Origin of the sequence: Paenibacillus sepulcri (genome assembly GCF_042647105.1) — a bacterium.
Lineage (GTDB): Bacteria > Bacillota > Bacilli > Paenibacillales > Paenibacillaceae > Paenibacillus_Z > Paenibacillus_Z sepulcri.
Genome location: NZ_JBHRUP010000001.1, coordinates 6396057 through 6416630 on the forward strand (window position 1 = coordinate 6396057; position 20574 = coordinate 6416630).

The 20574-nt window shown below is 52.3% G+C and carries 21 protein-coding genes; 16 read left to right on the plus strand and 5 right to left on the minus strand.

What is annotated here, in order from left to right:
- Positions 1-77 precede the first annotated feature (77 nt).
- Entirely contained in the window at positions 78-938 is an 861-nt protein-coding gene (locus ACFOLF_RS27855; protein WP_379112865.1) for a helix-turn-helix transcriptional regulator, read from the minus strand.
- A gap of 167 nt (positions 939-1105) precedes the next feature.
- On the opposite strand from ACFOLF_RS27855, the gene ACFOLF_RS27860 reads away from it, so the two are divergent.
- The 3 genes from ACFOLF_RS27860 (at position 1106) to ACFOLF_RS27870 (ending at position 3197) form a co-directional block, all read left to right on the plus strand.
- A complete protein-coding gene (locus ACFOLF_RS27860) occupies positions 1106-2020 on the plus strand; it encodes a phytanoyl-CoA dioxygenase family protein (RefSeq protein WP_210037247.1) in 915 nt (304 codons plus the stop codon).
- A gap of 195 nt (positions 2021-2215) precedes the next feature.
- On the plus strand, positions 2216-2440 hold the full coding sequence (locus tag ACFOLF_RS27865) for a helix-turn-helix domain-containing protein (protein ID WP_210037248.1): 225 nt from the start codon (positions 2216-2218) through the stop codon (positions 2438-2440).
- Positions 2441-2609: 169 nt separating this feature from the next.
- Positions 2610-3197, plus strand: a complete 588-nt coding sequence (locus tag ACFOLF_RS27870; RefSeq protein ID WP_210037249.1) for a restriction endonuclease — start codon at positions 2610-2612, stop codon at positions 3195-3197.
- A 77-nt stretch (positions 3198-3274) separates the two neighbouring features.
- On the opposite strand, the gene ACFOLF_RS27875 is transcribed toward ACFOLF_RS27870, so the two are convergent.
- The 3 genes from ACFOLF_RS27875 to ACFOLF_RS27885 all read right to left on the minus strand — a co-directional run bounded on the left by ACFOLF_RS27875 (position 3275) and on the right by ACFOLF_RS27885 (position 5613).
- Positions 3275-3427, minus strand: coding sequence for a hypothetical protein (locus tag ACFOLF_RS27875; RefSeq protein WP_210037250.1), 153 nt, complete (start codon positions 3425-3427; stop codon positions 3275-3277).
- 86 nt (positions 3428-3513) lie between these two features.
- Positions 3514-3852: a L,D-transpeptidase gene (locus ACFOLF_RS27880; protein ID WP_210037251.1), complete on the minus strand. Its 339-nt coding sequence runs from the start codon at positions 3850-3852 to the stop codon at positions 3514-3516.
- 168 nt (positions 3853-4020) lie between these two features.
- On the minus strand, positions 4021-5613 hold the full coding sequence (locus ACFOLF_RS27885; RefSeq protein ID WP_210037252.1) for a catalase: 1593 nt from the start codon (positions 5611-5613) through the stop codon (positions 4021-4023).
- Between the two features lie 226 nt (positions 5614-5839).
- Here ACFOLF_RS27885 and ACFOLF_RS27890 point away from each other — a divergent pair, with 226 nt between their 5' ends.
- The 10 genes from ACFOLF_RS27890 (at position 5840) to ACFOLF_RS27935 (ending at position 16187) form a co-directional block, all read left to right on the plus strand.
- Positions 5840-6454 (plus strand): CBS domain-containing protein, encoded by a 615-nt coding sequence (locus ACFOLF_RS27890; RefSeq protein WP_379112862.1) that lies wholly within the window; start codon positions 5840-5842, stop codon positions 6452-6454.
- 44 nt (positions 6455-6498) lie between these two features.
- The gene (locus tag ACFOLF_RS27895; RefSeq protein ID WP_379112979.1) at positions 6499-7308 is read left to right on the plus strand and encodes a pyruvate, water dikinase regulatory protein; all 810 of its coding nucleotides are present in this window, start codon (positions 6499-6501) and stop codon (positions 7306-7308) included.
- Between the two features lie 39 nt (positions 7309-7347).
- On the plus strand, positions 7348-8322 hold the full coding sequence (glpX, locus tag ACFOLF_RS27900) for a class II fructose-bisphosphatase (protein ID WP_210037254.1): 975 nt from the start codon (positions 7348-7350) through the stop codon (positions 8320-8322).
- Between the two features lie 167 nt (positions 8323-8489).
- A complete protein-coding gene (locus tag ACFOLF_RS27905) occupies positions 8490-9677 on the plus strand; it encodes a GntR family transcriptional regulator (RefSeq protein WP_210037255.1) in 1188 nt (395 codons plus the stop codon).
- A 303-nt stretch (positions 9678-9980) separates the two neighbouring features.
- On the plus strand, positions 9981-10145 hold the full coding sequence (locus ACFOLF_RS27910; protein ID WP_210037256.1) for a hypothetical protein: 165 nt from the start codon (positions 9981-9983) through the stop codon (positions 10143-10145).
- A gap of 193 nt (positions 10146-10338) precedes the next feature.
- Positions 10339-11637 (plus strand): ABC transporter substrate-binding protein, encoded by a 1299-nt coding sequence (locus ACFOLF_RS27915; protein WP_210037257.1) that lies wholly within the window; start codon positions 10339-10341, stop codon positions 11635-11637.
- 68 nt (positions 11638-11705) lie between these two features.
- On the plus strand, positions 11706-12593 hold the full coding sequence (locus ACFOLF_RS27920) for a carbohydrate ABC transporter permease (RefSeq protein WP_210037258.1): 888 nt from the start codon (positions 11706-11708) through the stop codon (positions 12591-12593).
- A gap of 33 nt (positions 12594-12626) precedes the next feature.
- Positions 12627-13514, plus strand: a complete 888-nt coding sequence (locus ACFOLF_RS27925) for a carbohydrate ABC transporter permease (RefSeq protein ID WP_210037259.1) — start codon at positions 12627-12629, stop codon at positions 13512-13514.
- Between the two features lie 150 nt (positions 13515-13664).
- Positions 13665-15785, plus strand: a complete 2121-nt coding sequence (locus ACFOLF_RS27930) for a glycoside hydrolase family 76 protein (protein ID WP_210037260.1) — start codon at positions 13665-13667, stop codon at positions 15783-15785.
- A gap of 48 nt (positions 15786-15833) precedes the next feature.
- Entirely contained in the window at positions 15834-16187 is a 354-nt protein-coding gene (locus ACFOLF_RS27935) for a DUF3243 domain-containing protein (RefSeq protein WP_210037261.1), read from the plus strand.
- Between the two features lie 130 nt (positions 16188-16317).
- Here the strand turns inward: ACFOLF_RS27935 and glsA are convergent, their stop codons facing one another.
- Positions 16318-17253: a glutaminase A gene (gene glsA / locus ACFOLF_RS27940; RefSeq protein WP_210037262.1), complete on the minus strand. Its 936-nt coding sequence runs from the start codon at positions 17251-17253 to the stop codon at positions 16318-16320.
- Between the two features lie 168 nt (positions 17254-17421).
- Here glsA and ACFOLF_RS27945 point away from each other — a divergent pair, with 168 nt between their 5' ends.
- From ACFOLF_RS27945 to ACFOLF_RS27955, 3 genes are read left to right on the plus strand one after another with little or no spacing between them, the layout of a single operon-like run.
- Positions 17422-18102, plus strand: coding sequence for a tetratricopeptide repeat protein (locus ACFOLF_RS27945; protein ID WP_210037263.1), 681 nt, complete (start codon positions 17422-17424; stop codon positions 18100-18102).
- 29 nt (positions 18103-18131) lie between these two features.
- A complete protein-coding gene (locus ACFOLF_RS27950; RefSeq protein WP_210037264.1) occupies positions 18132-19877 on the plus strand; it encodes a sensor histidine kinase in 1746 nt (581 codons plus the stop codon).
- Positions 19878-19915: 38 nt separating this feature from the next.
- The gene (locus ACFOLF_RS27955; protein WP_210037265.1) at positions 19916-20389 is read left to right on the plus strand and encodes a GNAT family N-acetyltransferase; all 474 of its coding nucleotides are present in this window, start codon (positions 19916-19918) and stop codon (positions 20387-20389) included.
- The last annotated feature ends 185 nt before the right edge of the window (positions 20390-20574 follow it).

A 20574-nucleotide genomic window follows, 5' to 3' on the forward strand; every position in this document is an offset into this window, starting at 1 on the left:
GTTATTCCCTGATGATTGGAACAGCATTCCGTGAATCCGTGAATTCAACTATTAAATCCTCTTGTGCATTGATGCTGTTAATCCGTTACCAATGAGGAACAAAACTGGCTGAGGCTGGTTCCCATTTTGTTTTTGAACATGCGTCCAAAAGTATGAACATCGGCATAACCGACGGCGCAGGCAATCTCGCTGATTGACATCTTGGTTTGCAGCGCAAGCTCCTTGGCGCGCTCAATCCGGACACGGCTTAAATACTCGAACGGCGTCACACCAAATGCGGAGCGAAACTTGATAATGATGTAATTGCGGCTTAGACCGGACAGCTCCTCAAGCTCATGATGCGTAATCTCGCGGTTATAATGGGCAGCGATAAAATTGCGGATCAACACCACTTTGGTTTTGATTTTCTGCTGGCCTTCCGTCTTCGTTTCCCGCTCTTCTTTCCAATTGGACAAGTTCGAGAGAAGCTCCATAAGAAGCCCCTGACACTGCGAATGATGGGTAAGTCCGGGCTGGTGATAGTGGGTGATAAGCTGCGTCAGCTTCTTCTCGATCGCTTGACCGTGGAAATTGCCGAGCAGCCGATTCTCCCCGAGGAGCTGTTCGAGCGGGTACTCCGTATCGCCAAAATGAAACAGGATGGAAAGGCAAATATAAGGCTCTCCGGGAAGCTTCCGCAGCTCATGCAGCTGATAGGGGGAATGATAAATCAAATCGCCGCGCCGGGTCATAATCGTATGGCCTTCAATTTCATATTCCGCCATTCCGTCCACGACATATTGAAACTGATAATTGCTGAGCCTGCGCGGCGGAATCCCCCAATCAGCCGGCGAATGAAACAGATGGGCAAGTGTAATATAGGGCGGGAAAAAATACATCCCGGCCGCATGCTCGGGCAGGGAATGCACGAAAACGGGAGCCGGTGCATCGGACATCATAATCCCTCCATGAGAATAATGGCAACGCTGTCAACCTGATTGTCATTATAAAAGCCATTGTGTGATATCGGCAACCTTATTGTTACTTTAAGCTAAATACATCACCTGCCGCATCTCTTATACTACAGGTAAACCATTACCTGATGCCACAAAAGGAGAGAGCGAGCATGAACACGTCAAATATGGAAATGCCGATCGCGGATGCACAGCTTCAGGACAGCATTAATGAGGAACAGGCGAAGTTTTTCCTGGATAACGGCTTCCTTGTTATTCGTCATGTTCTGGTAAATGAAGAGCTTAGGATCGTTCAATTCGAGATGGCCAAGCTGTATGACAAAGGGGTGGCCGGTGTCAGCGGGGATCCCGACTATATGTATGGTACGGGAGTGAAATCAGGCCAACCGATTCTCAAACGTGTTGAATATGTGATTGACAAGAGCGATCCCATGAAGGCGCTGCTGGGTCATCCTTTTATTCTCCGTTCCGTAGAGAAGCTGCAGGGGCCCAATTTCATTCCCACCTGGGATTCGATGGTGCTGAAGGCGCCGGATGAGGGTGTCATTGTTCCCTGGCACCGGGATGCGGCTGTTCCTGATGGGTGCGAGGACAAGCGGCCGATTTTTAATGTGGATTTTTATTTGGACGAAGCCGATTTGCAGACCTGTCTCTGGGTGATTCCCGGCAGCAGCAGCTGGTCTCCGGAAGCTTCGGATGAACGCTGCAGACGTCCGGGCTTTTCCACCGAGGATGCCATCCCCGTGCCGATGCAGCCTGGCGATGTGATTTTTCATAATATTCTTGTTTTGCATGGTTCTCCGGATGGGGACGGCAATCCGCTCCGGCGCACGGTTTATTATGAATTCCGTCCAGGCGAAATTGAGGCGGGCTTCGGTCCGCACACGCTGGAATACCTGGCGCTCAAGCAGAATGTGCTGTATGACTGCATCGAGCGCCGCAAGCATACCGCTTATGCCGCCGGGGAGAAACCCTTTGACTACAAGCCGACCGGCGGCTTTGCGATCAGGCAGAAAACCACGCCGCTGCAGTACCGCTACCCCCACGAAACGTACTGGCGGCGCTAGGCAGAGATGGGCTTGAGCGAACGATAATCAATAGAAAAAAAAGGCTGCGAGCAACATTCGCAGCCTTTTCCTTTTGCATACCGCCCAATTTTGGGAACGACCGCACCACTGCATGCGCCTCTTCATATTATAAGTTGACTGTATCCCTTAACCTTGTTAAACCATAAAAACCCGAGCAAGGAGGGGTGACAAAAATTGAAGGGCAGCGACCAGAAAAGCAAGTTTCTCCTAACTCATCGTGAACGAGAGGTTTTTGAATTATTGGTTCAGGACAAAACGACCAGAGATATCGCGCAGCAATTATTTATAAGTGAGAAGACTGTGCGGAATCATATTTCTAACGTTATGCAAAAATTGAACGTTAAAGGTCGTTCGCAAGCGGTTGTCGAGCTAATCAAGCTTGGGGAATTAATTATTTGACCTTTTCCTCGCTAACCTTGCAAAGCCTTCTCGTCTTAGCTTTCCTAGTTGGAAGCTAATGCGTGAAGGTTTTTTGACGGGAACAGGCTTCTTTATTTATAAATGGAGTAAAAATAGCTACCTGTTTTTCCGATATATGGATTAAGACGGAAAAAAAGGGGAGAAAATAATGGCTCGTCGTAAAAGCTGGATGATACTGCAGGAGATTACGTCAAGAGGGCTTATGGGGTTATTGGTAGCGGTAGCCTTTTTGCTGACGTACAGCACCACGAAATCAATTGTTTATGCTGCGGTCGCGGCTGGATTCATAGTGATTTGTTTTATCATCGTACATATGTTTATTCGCAAGCGGAAGGAAGAGAACGCTGCCGGTATGGATATTGCGGATATTAGCATTATGGAGGGCAGTCAGTTTGAGCAGTATCTGGGCTATTTGTTCAAAGCCCAAGGCTACAGCGTCGAGGTTATTCAAGCTCCAAGCGATGAGGGCACGGTTCTGATTATCGCCAAGGGAGGCAGGAAAATCGTTGTACAGGCTAAACGCCACACCAGTAATATCGGGATTAAAACGATTCAGGAGGCGCAGGCGGCCATTGCTCATTATGGAGTTGCGGAGGCATGGGTGGTTACGGACAGCGGCTTCACGGAAGCGGCCGATACATTGGCCAAATCAAATGCAGTCAGGCTTATACCGCGCGAGCAGCTGATGGAGATGATCCTTGAGCTGAATCCCGAAGCAGCGATTCCTCCAAAATAAGCGGCATAGTCCCTGCTGCGGCTTCTGATATAAAAACAAAACAACCTCCGCGCTTGGCAAGGGGCTGCTGCCCATGTTTATTCCTGATCAAGGCCGGATGCGGGGGCCGGCCCCTCTTGTTCGTAAGCGATAAGGATGATGTCTTCGCCTGTGCTGTTGGAAAGCTCGTTTTCATATTGCTGCAGCTTTTTTACTGCCTCCGGCGTAAGCTGCGCTGTTTTGTAATCCATTTACTTCTTCCTCCCAAATATTCAATCTTCCCTCTAGTATGTCCGAATGGCCACATTAAATAACTGCGGCCTCCAAGGCTTTCCCGTCAGGGCCGGATGGTCACTCGCGTTCGCAGCGGCACGATTTGCGCCAGGGAAACGACGTCCTCGTTGTACATCCGGATACAGCCTCGTGAAACCTCGCGTCCGATGGAGGAAGGATCATTATTCCCGTGAATGCCATAATGAGGCTTCGACAACCCCATCCAGAAAGCGCCGAACGGGCCGCCGGGATCGGGTTGTTTATTGATAATCGTATACTCTCCAGTTGGCGTTTGCGTCAGCATTTTGCCGATGCCTACCGGATATTCGTTCACTACGATATTGCCGTCAAGCAGATACAGCTTCCTGTCCGACAGATCGACAATGATGCGGTACAGAGGCATTTGTATTTCCTCCTTTGCCACCATCTTATGTGCTGCTCCGGCTGACGGCACAAGACAAAGGCCCAAGCTCCGCCATCTCGGCGGCACCGGGCCTTAAGCGCAATAATCATATTGATGCTCCAGCAGATAAGAAAAAGGTGCTTGATTGGCAAGCTGCTGCCGAAGCGCTCAGTAAGGCCCGGCCTCGCGCCCCTCCTGCTGCGACAGCTTGACGGCCTGATCCGGGTCGGTTTGTCCGCTGGCAATTTTGCGGTCTCCGGCCTGTTTCAAGCCTTCGGAGACACGGCGGCCATATTCGATATCCGCTTCTGTCAAATTTCCGATCATCCGATCCCGGATATCGCTGTTGCATTTCAAGAACGCATCGACCAGATTGGCAATCAGCTCGTCCTGCTCCCAGGCCTCGAAGGAACGAAAGGTTTCGCCGGCCTGGCTGAAATTGTTCGTGCGTTCAATCGGCTGGCGCACAAGGCTGGCCTCATAGCGCGGCTCATGATCCCGTCCGGGTTTCGCTGCTTCCTGCAGCCCGCCCATACCGGAAGGCTCATAGTTGACATGCGGATTTTGCCCCGGAGCCCGGTCCATATAAATTTGCATCTGGCCTCCGGATTGATTGGTGGCTACCTGCGCTTTAGGCGCGTTGACCGGCAGCTGCAAATAGTTGGTTCCCACCCGGTGGCGCTGGGTATCGGAATAGGAGAACGTCCTGCCCTGAAGCAGCTTGTCGTCCGAGAAGTCAAGGCCGTCAACCAATACCCCCGTGCCAAAGGCAGCCTGCTCCACCTCCATGAAATAATCCTTGGGATTGCGGTTGAGCGTCATTTTTCCTACCGGGAGAAATGGAAATTGATCGGTTGGCCACAGCTTTGTCGGGTCCAGAGGATCAAAATCGAGCTCGGGATGCTCGCCGTCGCTCATAATTTGCACGCACAGCTCCCACTCGGGATAGTCGCCGCGTTCAATCGCTTCATAGAGATCCAGTGTGGCATGGTTGAAATTAAGCGCCTGGATGGCGTTGGCCTCCTGCTGCAGCAGGTTTTTGATTCCCTGCTTCAGGGGTTCCCAGTGATATTTGACAAGCACAGCATCTCCGTTCTGGTTGACCCATTTGTATGTATTGACGCCAGAGCCCTGCATTTGCCGGTAATTAGCCGGAATTCCCCAGGGCGAGAAGAGGAAGGTAATCATATGCGTGGCTTCCGGACTGAGCGAGACAAAATCGAAGAAACGCTCCATATCCTGCACATTCGTAACGGGATCAGGCTTGAAGGCATGTACCATGTCGGGAAACTTTAGCGGATCGCGGATAAAGAAGATCTTCAGATTGTTGCCGACCAAATCCCAGTTCCCGTCCTCGGTATAAAATTTTACGGCAAATCCGCGCGGGTCGCGCAATGTTTCCGGCGAGTGGGTGCCATGAATAACCGTAGAAAAACGCACGAAGACCGGGGTTTGTTTCCCCGCTTCCTGGAACAGCTTCGCCCTCGTGTAAGTGGAGACTGGCTCATCGCCCGCTTTGCCATAAGCCTCAAAAATGCCATGGGCTCCTGCGCCGCGCGCATGTACGACGCGTTCAGGTATGCGTTCCCGGTCAAAATGCGTCGTTTTTTCAAGAAAATGATAATTTTCAAGCGTGCTTGGTCCCCGGTTTCCCACCGTTCTTATATTCTGATTATCCGTCACGGGATGACCTTGCCGGGTCGTCAGTGTCGGAGGGGACGCTGATTCGTCATGATTGTTGCTGTTCTTATCCACATCCAAACCACCTTTCTGTCTTTAAAAGCATGCCTATTATTCCCTAAACAGGAAGGAGCATTCTTACAGGAATGAAGCACGCAGGCAGAGAACCTTGCAGGAGCTGCGAAGCGGGTGCGGGCTTTGTTTGCAATGCTATTTTTTGAAATAAATATTGTGTATTAAAAAAGATATATGATACATTAATGATTGAATAAGATGTCTTATTCGATAGGGAGTGATTTTCATTACGTTGTCTGAACGACAAATGGAGATTGTCAAATTAGTAAAACTGCATGCCCCGATCACGGGCGATCAACTCGCGGAAATGATGGGGACAGGCAAGCCTACGCTGCGTGCCGATCTGTCCCTCCTCGTCATGCTGCGGCTGCTGGAGGCGAAGCCGAAGGTGGGGTATTTCCTTGGCGATGCGGGGGCAGGCAGGGAGCAGGCTCTTAAACGATGGGAAGGCGTGCTGGTCAAGGATGTGCAGGGGATGCCGGTTAATGTTTCGGAGACGGCTTCCGTGCATGATGCGGTGATCAGCCTGTTTATGGGCAATGCGGAGGCGCTGACCGTGGTCGATGACCAGCAGCGTTTTGTCGGTGTGGTCACGGCGCGGGATTTGCTCAAGATTACACTGGGAAACAGCAATCCGGCTGCAATTCCGGTCAGTATGGCTATGAACAGGCTGCCTGCCATTGCCGCATTGAAACCGGATCAGCCGCTGCTTGAGGCCGTGAACAAAATGCTTATCCATGAGCTTGACGGTCTTCCTGTTGTGACCGGGGAGGACAGCTATTCCCGCCGCGGAGAGGTAACTGGATGGATCAGCAAAACCAACATCCTTCGTTGGATGACGGAATAACATGCACTTGCAGCCAGGATTGGAGGACGCAGCAGTTGGATAATCTGGAGAACAAGCCCCATCGCATTTACATATGTTCGGATGCGGTAGGCGAGACCGCTGAAGCGGTCGTCAATGCGACTATGAGGCAATTTGCCAGCGAGCAGGTCAAATTAAAGCGGTTCAGCCATATCAAGACGGAGGATGAAATCGCCGAGATCGTGGAAGAAGCATCGATTGGCCAAGGCTTCATCGCCTATACGCTTGTCCAGCCGGAGCTGCGCGAAGCCATGAAGGAAGAGGCGCTGCGCAGAAGTGTCCGGGCCATCGATGTTCTGGGGCCGATGATGCAGGCGTTCATAGATACGTTCAATGATTCGCCCAAACGCAAGCCCGGCCTTCTGCATACGCTTGATGACGATTATTTCCGCAGAATTGAAGCCATTGAGTTCGCGGTCAAGTACGATGACGGCAAAGACATGCGGGGGTTGCTGCTCGCTCAGGTTGTATTGATCGGGGTTTCCCGCACATCAAAGACGCCGTTGAGCATTTATTTGGCCCATAAAGGCGTACGGGTTGCGAATTTGCCGCTGCTTCCGGAAGTCAAGGTGCCGCCTGAGCTGAAGGAAGGGAATAAGCTGATAGTCGGGCTGACTATGAGTCCGGATCAGCTGAGCGGCATCCGAACGGAACGGCTCAAGGCGATGGGCCTGCCATTCTCGGCGCAGTATGCTTCCTTGGAGCGCATTCATGCAGAGCTGCGATATGCGGATATGATTATGCAGTCGCTTCGCTGTCCGGTCATTGACGTGACGGAGAAGGCCATTGAGGAAACGGCGGGAACGATCATCGGCTGGCTGCAGGAAATGGTCTGACAAATTAGAAGAGCGAGCTTGGGGAGAGGGGATAGAAGCATGGAACGCGAATTAGCGCTGGAGATTGTCAGGGTTACGGAGCTTGCCGCATTGGCGGCAGCCCCTTGGATGGGTCGGGGAGACAAGCATCATGCCGATGAGGCGGCCACCAATGCCATGCGCGGCATGCTGGATTCCGTTTCGATCCGGGGTACCGTGGTCATTGGCGAAGGCGAGATGGATGAGGCGCCGATGCTGTATATCGGCGAGTCGGTCGGCAGCCTGCAGGGGCCAGAGGTTGATGTGGCTGTCGATCCATTGGAAGGAACGGAGCTTGTCGCCAAAGGACTGAATAACGCGCTCGCGGTTATCGCGGTGGCACCGAAGGGACATCTGCTGCATGCCCCGGATATGTATATGGAGAAGCTCGCGGTCGGTCCTTCGCTGGCCGGGAAGCTGAGCATCGACGATCCGATCCGCACGACCGTAGAGAAAGCTGCCCTTGCGCTGAATAAGCAGGTTTCGGATTTGACGGTTATTCTGCTCGACCGTGAGCGTCATGGATCATTAATCCAAACATTGAGGGAAGTAGGCGTCCGGATCAAATTATTGTCTGATGGCGATGTTGTAGGAGCCATTGCTCCTGCTTTTGCCGAGACCGGTATTGACCTGTACGTGGGTTCTGGAGGCGCTCCGGAGGGTGTGCTTGCCGCTGCCGCGCTCAAATGTCTGGGCGGGGAAATTCAAGGGAGATTGATGCCCGAGAATGAGGAGCAGGCCCAGCGCTGTATCGAGATGGGCTTATCCGATCCGCGCAAGCTGCTGCGGATGGATGATATGATCGGCACGGGCGATGTTATTTTTGCCGCGACGGGCGTTACGCCCGGCGAATTCTTAAGCGGCGTGCGGATGCTGCCCGATCAGCGGGCGGAAACCCATTCCATCGTCATGCGCGCCAAGACGCGGACGATCCGTTATATCAAATCGCTGCATTACCTGCCTAATAAGCCGCTTTTGGCGGATTTAAAGCATTAAATCAACTAAATTGGAGCAAGCCCGCTATTGAAGCTGTTAACCCAAGCGCCAGGAAGGTACTCCTTCGGCGCTTGGGTCTTTTGCATGGAGATGTCGACAACTATAGTATATCATGATATATTATTATGTATAAAGGGAAAGCTGAGGGTCAGGAGGTAACGAATATCATGAACGAGACGACGTCATCCAAGCCGATGTACGAGAAAATTTTTGATGAAGTGAAACAGCGTATCGTCACAGAAACCTATAAGCTTGGAGAGCGCGTTCCCTCCGAGAAGGAGCTGGCGGAAGCCTATCATGTAAGCCGCATCACCAGCAAGAAGGCGCTTGAGATGCTTGCTGCTGAACGATTGATTGTTCGCAAACCGGGAAGAGGCTCATTTGTGGCCGATCCTGAGACCGATTATATGGAGCCTGAACCTGAATCGGCCGCAAATCCCGCCGGAACCGTTCCCAAGACGATTCATCATGAAGAAATCACAATTGGTCTGATTATTACCGATTTTGGCAACAGCTATGGAACGGGTCTGATCTATGGCATGGAGCAGTCTTCTCGCGACAATGACTGCTTTCTGGTGCTGAGAAGAACCTTCGGCATAGCGGAGAATGAAGAACAATCGATACAGAAGCTGTTGAATCTGGGCGTAGACGGGCTTATTATATTTCCGGCGCAGGGGGAGTACTTCAATGCGGAGATCCTGAAGCTGGTTATCGGCCGCTTCCCGCTTGTTCTGGTGGACCGGCATTTGAAGGGGGTTGCGGCTGCCTCGGTCAGCTCCGACAATATGACAGCTGCGCTCAAAGGCACGGAGTATCTGTTTGACCTCGGACATGCGCATATCTCATTTCTTTCTCCGCCTCCTGTGGATACGACTGCCGTGGAGGATCGGATCGAAGGTTTTATTCAGGCGCATGCCAAGCGTGGAATCGCGGTTGATCAGGAGCTTTGGGTTAGCGATCTGACCTCTACGCTGCCGAATTCCTTCAATGATAAGAATATTGAGCGCGATATCTCGCGGCTTGTCGCTCATTTGAAGAACAATCCCGCGATAACGGCTTTGTTTGCCATTGAATACAACATCGCGCTGCTGGCAAAAACAGCTGTGGAACGGCTTGGCCTCCGGATACCGGAGGATATTTCGATTATTTGCTTTGATAGCCCGCCTACTCATCTTGGAGGCGGCTATTCGTTTACTCATATGCGGCAAAATGAAGAAGAGATGGGGAGGATTGCCGTGGAGAATGTGCTCAGCATTATGAAGGGGCAAGCCGTTCCCCATAAAGTGACGCTTGAAGCCAGGCTGGTTCCGGGGGAATCGACTGGTCCTGCGAAGCCAGCGCCAGGGGACGTGTAATTCGCAGCACTGCAGAATGGCCATGAGCTGCCGTTCTTGAAAAAACCTGTCCCCTGATCATACCCCCGTCAAGCAGACATTAGAAAAAAACTAAGCTGCCAGCGCGCACCGGTATTCAATCGGTGCGCGCTGTTTCAGTTTGGCTTGAAACGAGGGTAGTTAAAAAAATAAAAGTGCGCTTCCACTGCTAAACTATCATATCAATTGAAATCCGGACATAATAGTATATTATTATTTAAAATTAAACATATTGACATACATATTTCATACTAATATACTAAGCTTATGAAAGCGGTTAACGAAATGAAGGAAGGTGAGGCGCTCAAGCTGAATTCAACGGCACAGACGATGAGAGTTACCCGGAGAGTGGCTGCGGGATTCCGCTGCGCAGGTCATACCCTGCCTGATGCCCGCATGAGAGGTGAACAGACAACGGATCGGCATAGGCGCAGCAAATCATTGATGTGAGGACGAAGGAGCAAAATTATGAAAGCGATTTCAATTTCTTTTTTCTATGCAGCCACAAAGTTTACTCAGATACCCGCAGACTTATTTTGAGCAAAATGAATCACAAAAAAAAGCCTGTGCTTCCGAAATGATTTTTGGTTCGCAAGGATGTTTAATCTGATGTCTTCACAAAAAAATTTAAGGGGATAAAAAAATGAAGAAATGGTTGGTTACGGCGATTGCACTGGTTATGGCTGCTGTTCTTGCAGCGGGCTGCGGCGGCAATAATGAGTCCGCCGACAAAGGGAACAACGCTGGGGCCGCAAGCGGTGAAGGCAAGAAGACGGAGCTCACGTTCTGGGGAGATTGGGGCGGAGAAGGCCAGAAGCAATTTGAAACCATGGTCGACACATTTAATAAGTCGCAGGATAAAATTCACGTCAAATATGTGCTGCAGCAGGATATGATCACCAAATTTCTGACTGCGGCCACTAATGGCGGCGCGCCTGACGTCTTGTTCTGGGACCGCTGGCGGACATCGCTTTACGCTCCCAAGAATGTCCTTCATCCGGTTGACGAATACCTGACCCGAGACGGCATAGCAAAAGATGACTTTTATAACGAATCGCTGAAAGAGCTCTCTTACGATGATAAATTATACGGCTTGCCGCTTACCGTTGACGCCCGCGCCCTGTTCTACAACAAGAAGCTGCTGGCGGATGCCGGACTCCAGCCTCCAACGACATGGGACGAACTTGAGGCGGCTGCCGCGAAGATGACAAAGTGGAACGGCAATAAACTGGAGACCGCCGGTTTCTCGCTGGGTGATCTTGGATTGTTTAATATGTATCTCCAGCAAGCAGGCGGCCAGATGCTGACCGAGGACGGCAAAACCAACTTCAACAATGAGCAGGGCAAGCAGGTGCTGGAGTTCTGGGACCGTCTGATGAACAAGGATAAAGTGTATAAGGTTGGTTTTGAGCAGGGGCTTGGCGAAGGGCAGGATGCGTTTGTAACGGGTAAAGTCGCTATGCTGTACTCCGGCCCGTGGATGCTCAGCACGTATAATAAATACGGCAAGGATCTTGAATACGGGATCGTTCCGCCTCCGGCAGGACCGAATGGGGATAAAGGAAGCGTTATGGGCGGGTTTGGCCTCGTTATTCCGGAAGGCTCCAAGCATCAGGATGAAGCGTGGGAATTTATCAAGTGGTGGACGGCCAACAAGGAGAATGCCCTGCTGTGGGCCAAAACAAGTCTCAACCTGCCGGGCTTCAAGCCGGCTCTGGAGGACCCGTTCTTCAAGGATGATCCGCAGTGGAAACCATTTATGGACACTCTGGAATTCGCCAGGATCCGTCCTACCCACCCCGGTTACTCCGTGATGGAAACCGATGCGCTGGCACCGAATCTCCAGCTTAATCAGCAGAACAAGCAAAGCATCGGGGATACGCTGAAGAAAGCCCAGGAGCAGGGCGACAAAATGCTCAAGGATAACGAGATTGTGAAGTAACACGCTTGCAGCCAAGGGAGGTCATGCCTCCCTTTTGCATGCATTCATTAAAGAAGGGGGGAGCTTGGATGGCTTCCATCAGAAGGCTTGAAAAGCATCAGGCGAGAACGGCGTACCTGTTTATTACGCCAACGGTGCTGCTGTTCGCAGTATTTACGGTTATCCCCGTCGTGATGGCCTTATATCTGAGTTTTACCAACTACGATGTAGTCAGCCAAAATGACTGGATCGGCCTGGACAATTACCGGCGGCTGATTGAAGATGATCTGCTGTGGAAAACGTTCCGCAATGTATTCCTGTATGCGGTTATCTTTGTGCCGCTTAATATTCTCATTTCGCTGCTTCTGGCAATGCTGCTGAACCGGGCATGGCGCGGTGTCAAGCTGTTTCGGACATTTAATTACCTGCCAACCCTGACATCCTCCGTAGCTGCGGCTACGGTGTGGATCTGGCTGCTGCATCCGGAATTCGGGCTGGTCAACGGCCTGCTGTCCTATGTCGGGATTACAGGACCGGCGTGGGTGTCGCAGACCGGGACGGCCATGCTGTCGATTATTATGGTCACGCTGTGGCAATCGGTCGGCTCCAATATGATTATCTACCTGGCAGGTCTGCAGGGGGTTCCGGATTATCTCTATGAATCGGCGCGGCTTGATGGCGCAAACAAGCTGGATTGCTTCCGGTTCATTACGTGGCCCCAGCTTAGGCCGACTACATTCCTGGTCAGCACGATGTCGATCATCGGCGCGCTGCAGCTGTTTGACCAGGCATTTGTGCTTACGCAGGGCGGTCCGGCCAATGTGACCAAAACGCCGGTTTATCTGATTTATCAGCAGGGCTTTAATCAGCTGCAGATGGGCTACGCGTCCGCGCAGGCCTTTGTGCTTGCTATGGCGATTCTTATCTTCTCGCTGATTAATATGCGGATCACGAAAGCGGAAGAGCCGATCGTATAGAGAGGCTTGCCAAGGAGAAGGAGGCTCAAAGAAATGGAGACTAGCGGCAATTCCCCGCTGAAGCGCGGTCTTAGCAAGTCCATTTATTATATTGCTTGTATTGCCATCGCCATCGTGATGTTCCTGCCGTTCTATTGGAGCGTGCTTACGTCCCTGAAGCCGGATGAGGAAATATTCGCAATGCCGATCAAGTGGTTTCCCACGCATCTGACATTCGAGCATTACCGCAAAGCGTTTACGACGGTTCCGTTCGCTTTGTTTTTCTGGAACTCGCTGGTGCTTGCCGTATCCGGCGTGCTGGCAAATCTATTCTTCGGCTCGATCAGCGGTTACGCTTTCGCCAAGCTGAAATTCAAGCTCAACAAGCCGATTTTCCGTGTGCTGCTGGCAGCCATGATGATTCCCGGAATCGTGACGATGATTCCGAGTGTTTATGTGATGCGCCATATTCCGCTGGCAGGGGGCAACGATATCCTCGGAAGCGGCGGCATGGGGCTGATGAATTCCTTTTGGGGCATTATTTTGCCGGGAGCATCCGGGACGTTTGCCGTATTCTTCATGCGGCAGTTCTTCCTGACACTGCCCAGCGACATGATGGAGATGGCCCGGATCGAAGGCTGCGGGGAATTCAGGATTTTCTGGCGCATTTATCTGCCGCTGACGAAGCCTGCGCTTGCGACGCTGAGCATTTTTACCTTTCAGGCGGGCTGGAACAGCTTTTTATGGCCGATGATTGTGCTCAATGATCCCGATAAGGCAACCATCCAGATGGGTCTTCAGGCGTTCTCTTATAATTTTCAGACCGATTACGGACCGATGATGGCGGGCGCGCTTGTGGCGATCCTGCCGATTCTTGCGCTTTTCCTTGCGCTGCAGCGTTATTTTGTGCAGGGGATTGCCTTCAGCGGCACCAAAGGTTAGCGTTTCCCGTTACGCCGCAGACGCACGCTGTGAGGGGTGTAGTATGTTAGTCAACGAAATTCAACTGGGCGACAGACCTGCGGATCCCGAACAGCAGCGCGGGAGCATGCAGGAAATACGGCAGATCAGATACCAGGGAGAGAAAGCATAATGAATCAACTGAAGCTTGGCATTTGGGAGAAAAGGGCCGATCAGGCGCAGGACGCGCTGGAGCATTTATTCTGGAATGAATCGATCGGCATGTACAATATCGAAACCCCTTGCCCGAACGGGGAATGCAACACGATTTTTCATTACTGGTGGATGGCGCATGCGGTGGATGTGCTGGTGGACGGCCTGCAGCGGACAGGTGATAAACGTTATGCGGACCGGCTTGGCGCTTTGCATCACGGCCTGCTTTACCGCAATGGCGGGGCATGGCCAAATGAGCTTTACGACGATATGGAGTGGATGGCTCTTGCATGGCTTCGCGCTTATCAGGCGACGGGGCAAGACGTCTATAAAGAGACCGCTCTTATACTTTGGCAGGATATTCAGACCGGTTGGAACGGGCATATGGGAGGGGGCATTGCCTGGCAAAAATCACAGCCGGATTATAAGAATACACCCGCCAACGCTCCGGCTGCCATATTGGCGGCCCGCCTGTATCAAGCCTTTGGCGACGCGAGGGATCTGGAATGGGCGCATCTCATTTACAATTGGCAAAAGAATCATCTGGTAGACCCGGAGACCGGGTTTGTCTGGGATGGAATGAACCGGACGGGGGATGGATCGATCGACAAGGAATGGAAATTCACCTACTGCCAAGGGGTTTATATCGGTGCTGCTGTTGAGCTCTACCGGATCACGAACGAGCAGGTTTATTTGCAGGACGCGCGTCGAACCTTCGCTTCGGCTATCAGAGAGCTTGTTAGCGCGGAACAGGGCGCGCTGCAGGATGAAGGCAATGGAGATGGCGGACTCTTTAAGGGCATTCTGATACGCTATACGGCCGAATACGCAAAAGCAGATCCTGACGCGGCTGATGCAGCCGCTTTCCTGAGCATGAATGCCGGGCTTCTATGGGAGAAGGGGAAGTCGGCGGATGAGGCGCTGTTCGGTACGGATTGGACCTCGGCAGCCTCAGGCGTTATCACGCTGAGCTCCCAGCTCAGCGGAATCATGCTGCTGGAGATGATGGCCGGGATGACCAGGAAGCAAGCCATGACAGGTAAGCTGGATACAGCGGACAAGGAGAGCTGGCAGGAGCACGCCGGGCGCCTGCAGCAGAGCCTGCAGCGTCATTATTACAATGAAGAGACAGGCATTATGAATCAGTGGTATCCCCGCGGGCGCAACCGGGCGGACGACAATTTCTATTACTGGTGGCAGGCCCACGTTATCGATGTGCTGGCAGACGGTTACGAACGAACGGGCGATGCTGATTACGCCCGGCGAATTCAGGACCTCAGCAGAAGCCTTCGCGCCTATAACGGCGGTTCCTTCCTTCATCATTATTATGATGATATGGAGTGGATGGCCCTTGCGCTGCTGCGCGCATACAAGATTAGCGGAAGTAGGGAATATATGAGCAGCGTGATGGAGCTGTGGACCGATATCAAGACAGCCTGGAACAGTCATTGCGGGGGCGGGATGGCTTGGAAGAAAGACCAGACCGATTATAAAAACACCCCTGCCAATGCGCCTGCCGCGATTCTTGCCGCCCGCCTGTATGGAATGCTCCATGAAGAGGAATATTTAGAATGGGCAAAACGCATTTACGATTGGAATAAAGAAAATCTGGTTGATCCTGCCACCGGCTTTGTATGGGATGGAATGAACAGACGGGGCGACGGTCAAATCGACTATGATTGGGAATTCACTTACTGCCAAGGGATATTCCTGGGAGCCGGACTGGAGCTTTACCGCAGCACGGGTGACCGGGCCTATGCGATTGACGCGAAGCGGACAGCCGAAGCCTGCTTGAACCGCTTATGCGACCCGGACACGATGATGCTTCCGGATGAAGGCATTGACGATACCGGTCTGTTCAAAGGCATTCTGATCCGGTATTTGGTGCAGCTCTACCAGCAGTTCCCGGAGAACGCGCGGATTCAAGAGGTAATTCTGGTCAATGCCGGGCGGTTATGGGATGAAGGACTGGACAAGGAGCTCGATCTGTGCGGGCCATCGTGGGAGAAGAAGCCGCAGCTGCCTGTTCAGCTGAGCGTCCAGCTCAGCGGCATAATGCTTCTGGAGGGGGCCGCCATCGTGCAGGGTATGAGGCGCTAAGACGAGTATATTCAATTAACGCGAAGCCATTCAAGGAGGCGAGTTCTAATGTCCGAACACAATCATGCCGCTTTTAAAGACGGTGAAGTACGTGCCGAGATGATTCCTGACGTACTGAACCGGATAGACAAGGATGAAAAGGAGAAAATCCTCCAGGATTTCGATGAATTCCGTTCCTATCTGGCGAGCCGCATTCATATGGCGGAAGCGATGGGATTGAATGAAGAACAAATCGCAGTGGCGGCGCAGAAGATCGCAGACTACCTGGCCGGACACGAGCATCCGCACAATGCGGAGGAGCAGCTGCTGCAGGAGCTGTGGAAAGTCGGGCGTGAGGACGAGCGGCATATGCTGGCTCATATGCTTGTCCGCCTGGCTCATTCGGACAGGCATTTGCAATAGAGGCAGGTCCGCCCGCAGTTTATCGCGCAAGCAGATAACCGGCGGGCTCTGTCTGGACGTTTAAGCAAAAAACAGGCAAACAAAGAACACCCGGACCGCCTGAGCATTTCAGGAATCCGGGTGTTTGCGCTTAAAATATCGACCAATCGAAGGTCTCCGACATCGTCTCCAGCAAATGAACGCCGCCTGTGCTGTTCCCCTTTTCGCCCAGGGCAGGTCCAATAATCCCGATGCCGAGCTTGCCGGGAACAAGGGCGAGAATGCCCCCGGACACGCCGCTTTTGGCGGGAATTCCCGCACGGATGGCAAATTCGCCGGAGGCGTTGTACATCCCGCAGGTAATCATGAACGTCTTGGCAATCTGCACGTAACGGCGGGGGACCAGCTGGACGCCTGTCAGCGGATCTGTTCCTCCGCAGGCGAGCAGAAGCGCCATCCTTGCAAGCTGGGCGCACGTGATTTCAACAGCGCAGTGCTTGAAGTAAACATCAAGCACCTCTTCGACATCGGTCGCCGCGTCGAGCACTTCGTTATCCTTCAGGAAGTAGGCAAGCGAACGGTTGCGGTGGGCCGAGGCGGACTCCGACCGGTACACCGCTTCATTATATGCAAGGTCGGCGCCTCCGGCCGCCTCGCGCAGAAACTGCATGATCCGCCCTGTCCTGGCTTCCGGCGTAGCCCCATGAATAAGCGAGGTCACGGCGATAGCGCCTGCATTGATCAAGGGGTTGAAGGGCTTTCCCGGTTCTACCAGCTCAAGCTTCAGCATAGAGTTGAAATCATCGCCGGTCGGCTCCATGCCGACCTTGGCGAACACGCCTTCCTCGCCATTGTCCATGAAAGCGAGAAGAAGAGTAAATACCTTCGAGATGCTCTGCATGGTGAAGGGAAGGTCCGCGTCGCCAGCCGTCGCCGTTTCTCCATCCGGCCCCATTGCAACAATGCCCAGCGCGTCCCCCGGAGCTTTGGCCAGCTCGGGAATATAATGGGCTACTTGTCCCTTTTCCGCATAGATGCGGCTTGCTTCGATCCAGTCCGGAAGCTGTAGACGCAGCTGTTCCATCATTGCCTTCACTTTCCCCTCTGCTTATCGTTTTCCACTCCAGTTTAAGTCCCGCGGCCAGCAAGAAGCAAGCCAGGAGCTTGAAGAAACGGGAAATTTGTGCTACCTCCTGCATAAACATTAGTGTACAATGATGGAAGAATTTCGAACCTATTTTTAGCAGGAGGAGCTATGTTCAAAATATTAGGCTTTATATTTCTGTGGCGGCTGCTCGGCAACCCGTTTCTCGCTCTTCTTGTGCTGCTCATTATCCTATATGCCCTGGACCGCCGGTATGTCGGCCTTTTTCCCAGCTTTGTGAAACCGCTGAAGCGGCGCGGAGCCATCCGTCGGCTGCGTCAGCAGGTGAATATGAATCCCAATGATGTGCCTGCCAAGCATGAGCTGGCCAGGCTGTTAATGGAAAGGAAACAGTATAAAGAAGCCAAGGAATGGCTGATGCCGCTGCAGGATGCGTTGGAGAATTCAGCGGAGTTCTGGGACGATCTGGGCACGTGTCTGGCCCATCTTTCCGAACCGGAGGCGGCGGAGGCGGCGGAGGCGGCGATCGGCAATGCCTTGTCAATCAATCCGAGGGTGAAGTACGGCACGCCCTACCTGACGCTTGCCGCTCTGCATGCCCGAACCAATCCGGAAGCGGCGATCCGTCATCTGGAGTCGTTCCGCGCGATCCAATCCTCTTCCTGCGAAGCCTATTATCGTTTGGCGCTGCTTTACGACGATCTGGGCCGCAAGGAAGAGGCAGCCAAAGCGCTGCAGGAATGCAAGACGATCTATCGCATGCTGCCGCGCTACAAGAAGCGTCAGGAGCGCAAATGGGTGCTGCGTGCTTCCTTCAAGAAAATCAAATAACCGTACTGGAAAATCGGGGAGTCGGATAAATGCGTCGAAACATCTGGTTATTGGCGATCCTCCTAATTGCTGTTCTTCTTGGCATCAACAACACGATTTATTATTTTACCAGCAAAAACACCCTGGAAGATCGCCTGCGCCATGAGCTGAACGAAGTTGCCCGGCAGATTCAGCTGTCCATCGAGCTCTCGCGCACGGGAGCGGAGAAGTACCAGGAGCAGATCGGGCGCGAGCTCCGCGCTGCCTCAATCGCCACCCAGTTTGCTTTGAATCCGGATATTGACAAAGTAACCAATGCACAGCTCGTCGAGCTCAAAAAAAGGCTGGATATGGCTGATATTACACTGCTTGAGCGTACCCCGGACAACATCGTGCTGTCCAGGTCCTCCAATCCCAATCAGATCGGCTACAAAACGAATACCTGGAAGCCATGGTATGAGGCGTTCAATCAATTATTTGATTACAAGCAGGTTACCGTGCCGTGGGGGCAATCCTTGACAAATTTCTGGACAGGCCCTTTTGAGTTTTCCACGACCGACACGAGCAATATCAATAAGTGGGGCTATTACTACGACGGGGCGACCAACTATATCATTGATCCCTTTATCAGCTACGAGAGCAGGCAGCGCGCTTATGATGAAGCTACGGGAGTCAATCAGCTTATCGCCCGCACGCTCAAGGGGAGCGGCTCCCTGCTTGAAATAGCGGTTATCAACCCGCAGACCTTCTCATCCGGGGAAGTTACAACGGTGACCAATAACGGGGATACGCTCAGGCATATGACCCAGAATCCCATTATTAACGGTTCGTATGCTTTCCGGCACAGCGGGGATCAGCTTAATGTCAGCCAGGCCAATGCATCCAGCCAAACGGTATGGGTCAATGGCATCATTAATGACAAGCATGTTATCAAAGCGTTCATTCCGGTCGATATTGATAAGGTGGCCAGCATGCTGGATGAGAACGGTCTGCCGATCAATCGTTATGTACTGGCGCTTGTTGCCGATTATCAGCCCATTCAGGATTCGCTGGACAAGCAATTTTTCAATATTAGGCTAATTGTGTGCACGGTGACGCTGCTTAGTCTGATCATTGTCTATCTGACGGTAACCGGGTACCGCAAATCGCAGGATAAGCTGGTCCGCCAAACCCAGGAAACGTACGTAGAGGATATTAATCAGCTGTTTCATTCAATCCGGGCGCAGCGGCATGATTTTATGAATCATGTCCAAATGATCCAATCGCTTGCCCAGTTGAACCGGATTGATGATCTCAGAAGCTATGCGGCTGATTTGACTGGCGAAATACATGAAATGAATGATATTCTAAATATCGGCAATCCGGCCATAGCCGCGCTGATCCGATCCAAAATATCGCAGGCGGAGCCGCTCAAAATTCGTTTGGAGACCGGTTTCAGCGACATCAGCAAGCTTCCGCTCGGCTTAAAATCGCTGGATTTGACAAGAATGCTCGGAAATTTAATCGACAACGCCTTTGACGAGGCAGGCCGTTTCCCCGAGGATCAGCGGCTCGTGCGGATCATGATGTATGAGAAGGAAGGCTGTATGGAGTTTGCCGTCAGCAACCCATGCCATAATGCCGGAAGCCTGCAGACAAAACCCTTGTTCCAGCCCGGCTACAGCAATAAAGGCGCGGGCCATTCCGGTCTTGGTCTGGCAATTGTGAAGTCGATTGCAGAGCAATACAGCGGTCATGTCCGCGTTTCCTTCGATGAGCCGGACATCGTAACGTTCATCATCAGAATCCCCTATTGATTTACACACTTTATATAAAATTTAAGGAGGCAGCAAAAATGCCGGATATGCTGGTTAAGCTGTATGAATTGCCTGAAGGGGAATCACCCGCCGAGTATACGGAGCGTACGGGCGTTACCATAAGGAGGGCGCTTGCGCCAGAGCTGCTGACCATCGCGGAATGGGTCGAGAAGCATTTCAGCAAGTCATGGAGAAGTGAGTGCATGGTGGCAATTTCGCAGGCGCCGGTGAGCTGTTATATTGCCGTCAAGGACGGGCAGCTGCTTGGCTTTGCTTGTTATGATGCTACCTGCAAAGGTTTTTTTGGTCCTACCGGCGTGGATGAGCAGGTGCGGGGTCTTGGCATCGGCAAGCAGTTGTTTCTGGAAACGCTGCGGGGCATGCGCGAAGCGGGCTATGGATACGGCGTTATCGGAGGAGCGGGTCCGGTCGATTTCTATGCGAAAGTAGTTGGCGCAACCGTCATCGAAGGCTCGGTGCCGGGAATTTATAAAGGCATGCTCAGGAATTAACGCCCGCTGGATAGAACGGAACTCATAAGCATTAATGGCTCTTTACCCGGACGGTTCCGTTCGTGTAAAGGGCTTTTTTGTCAAACGGACGAGCATTCGTGCAGAAAACATGCTTGACCGCAAGAGGTTGGCGTCAGTTGTTTCTTGTTTGGATGTGGTATAATGAGTGGATGCGTAAAAAGCGA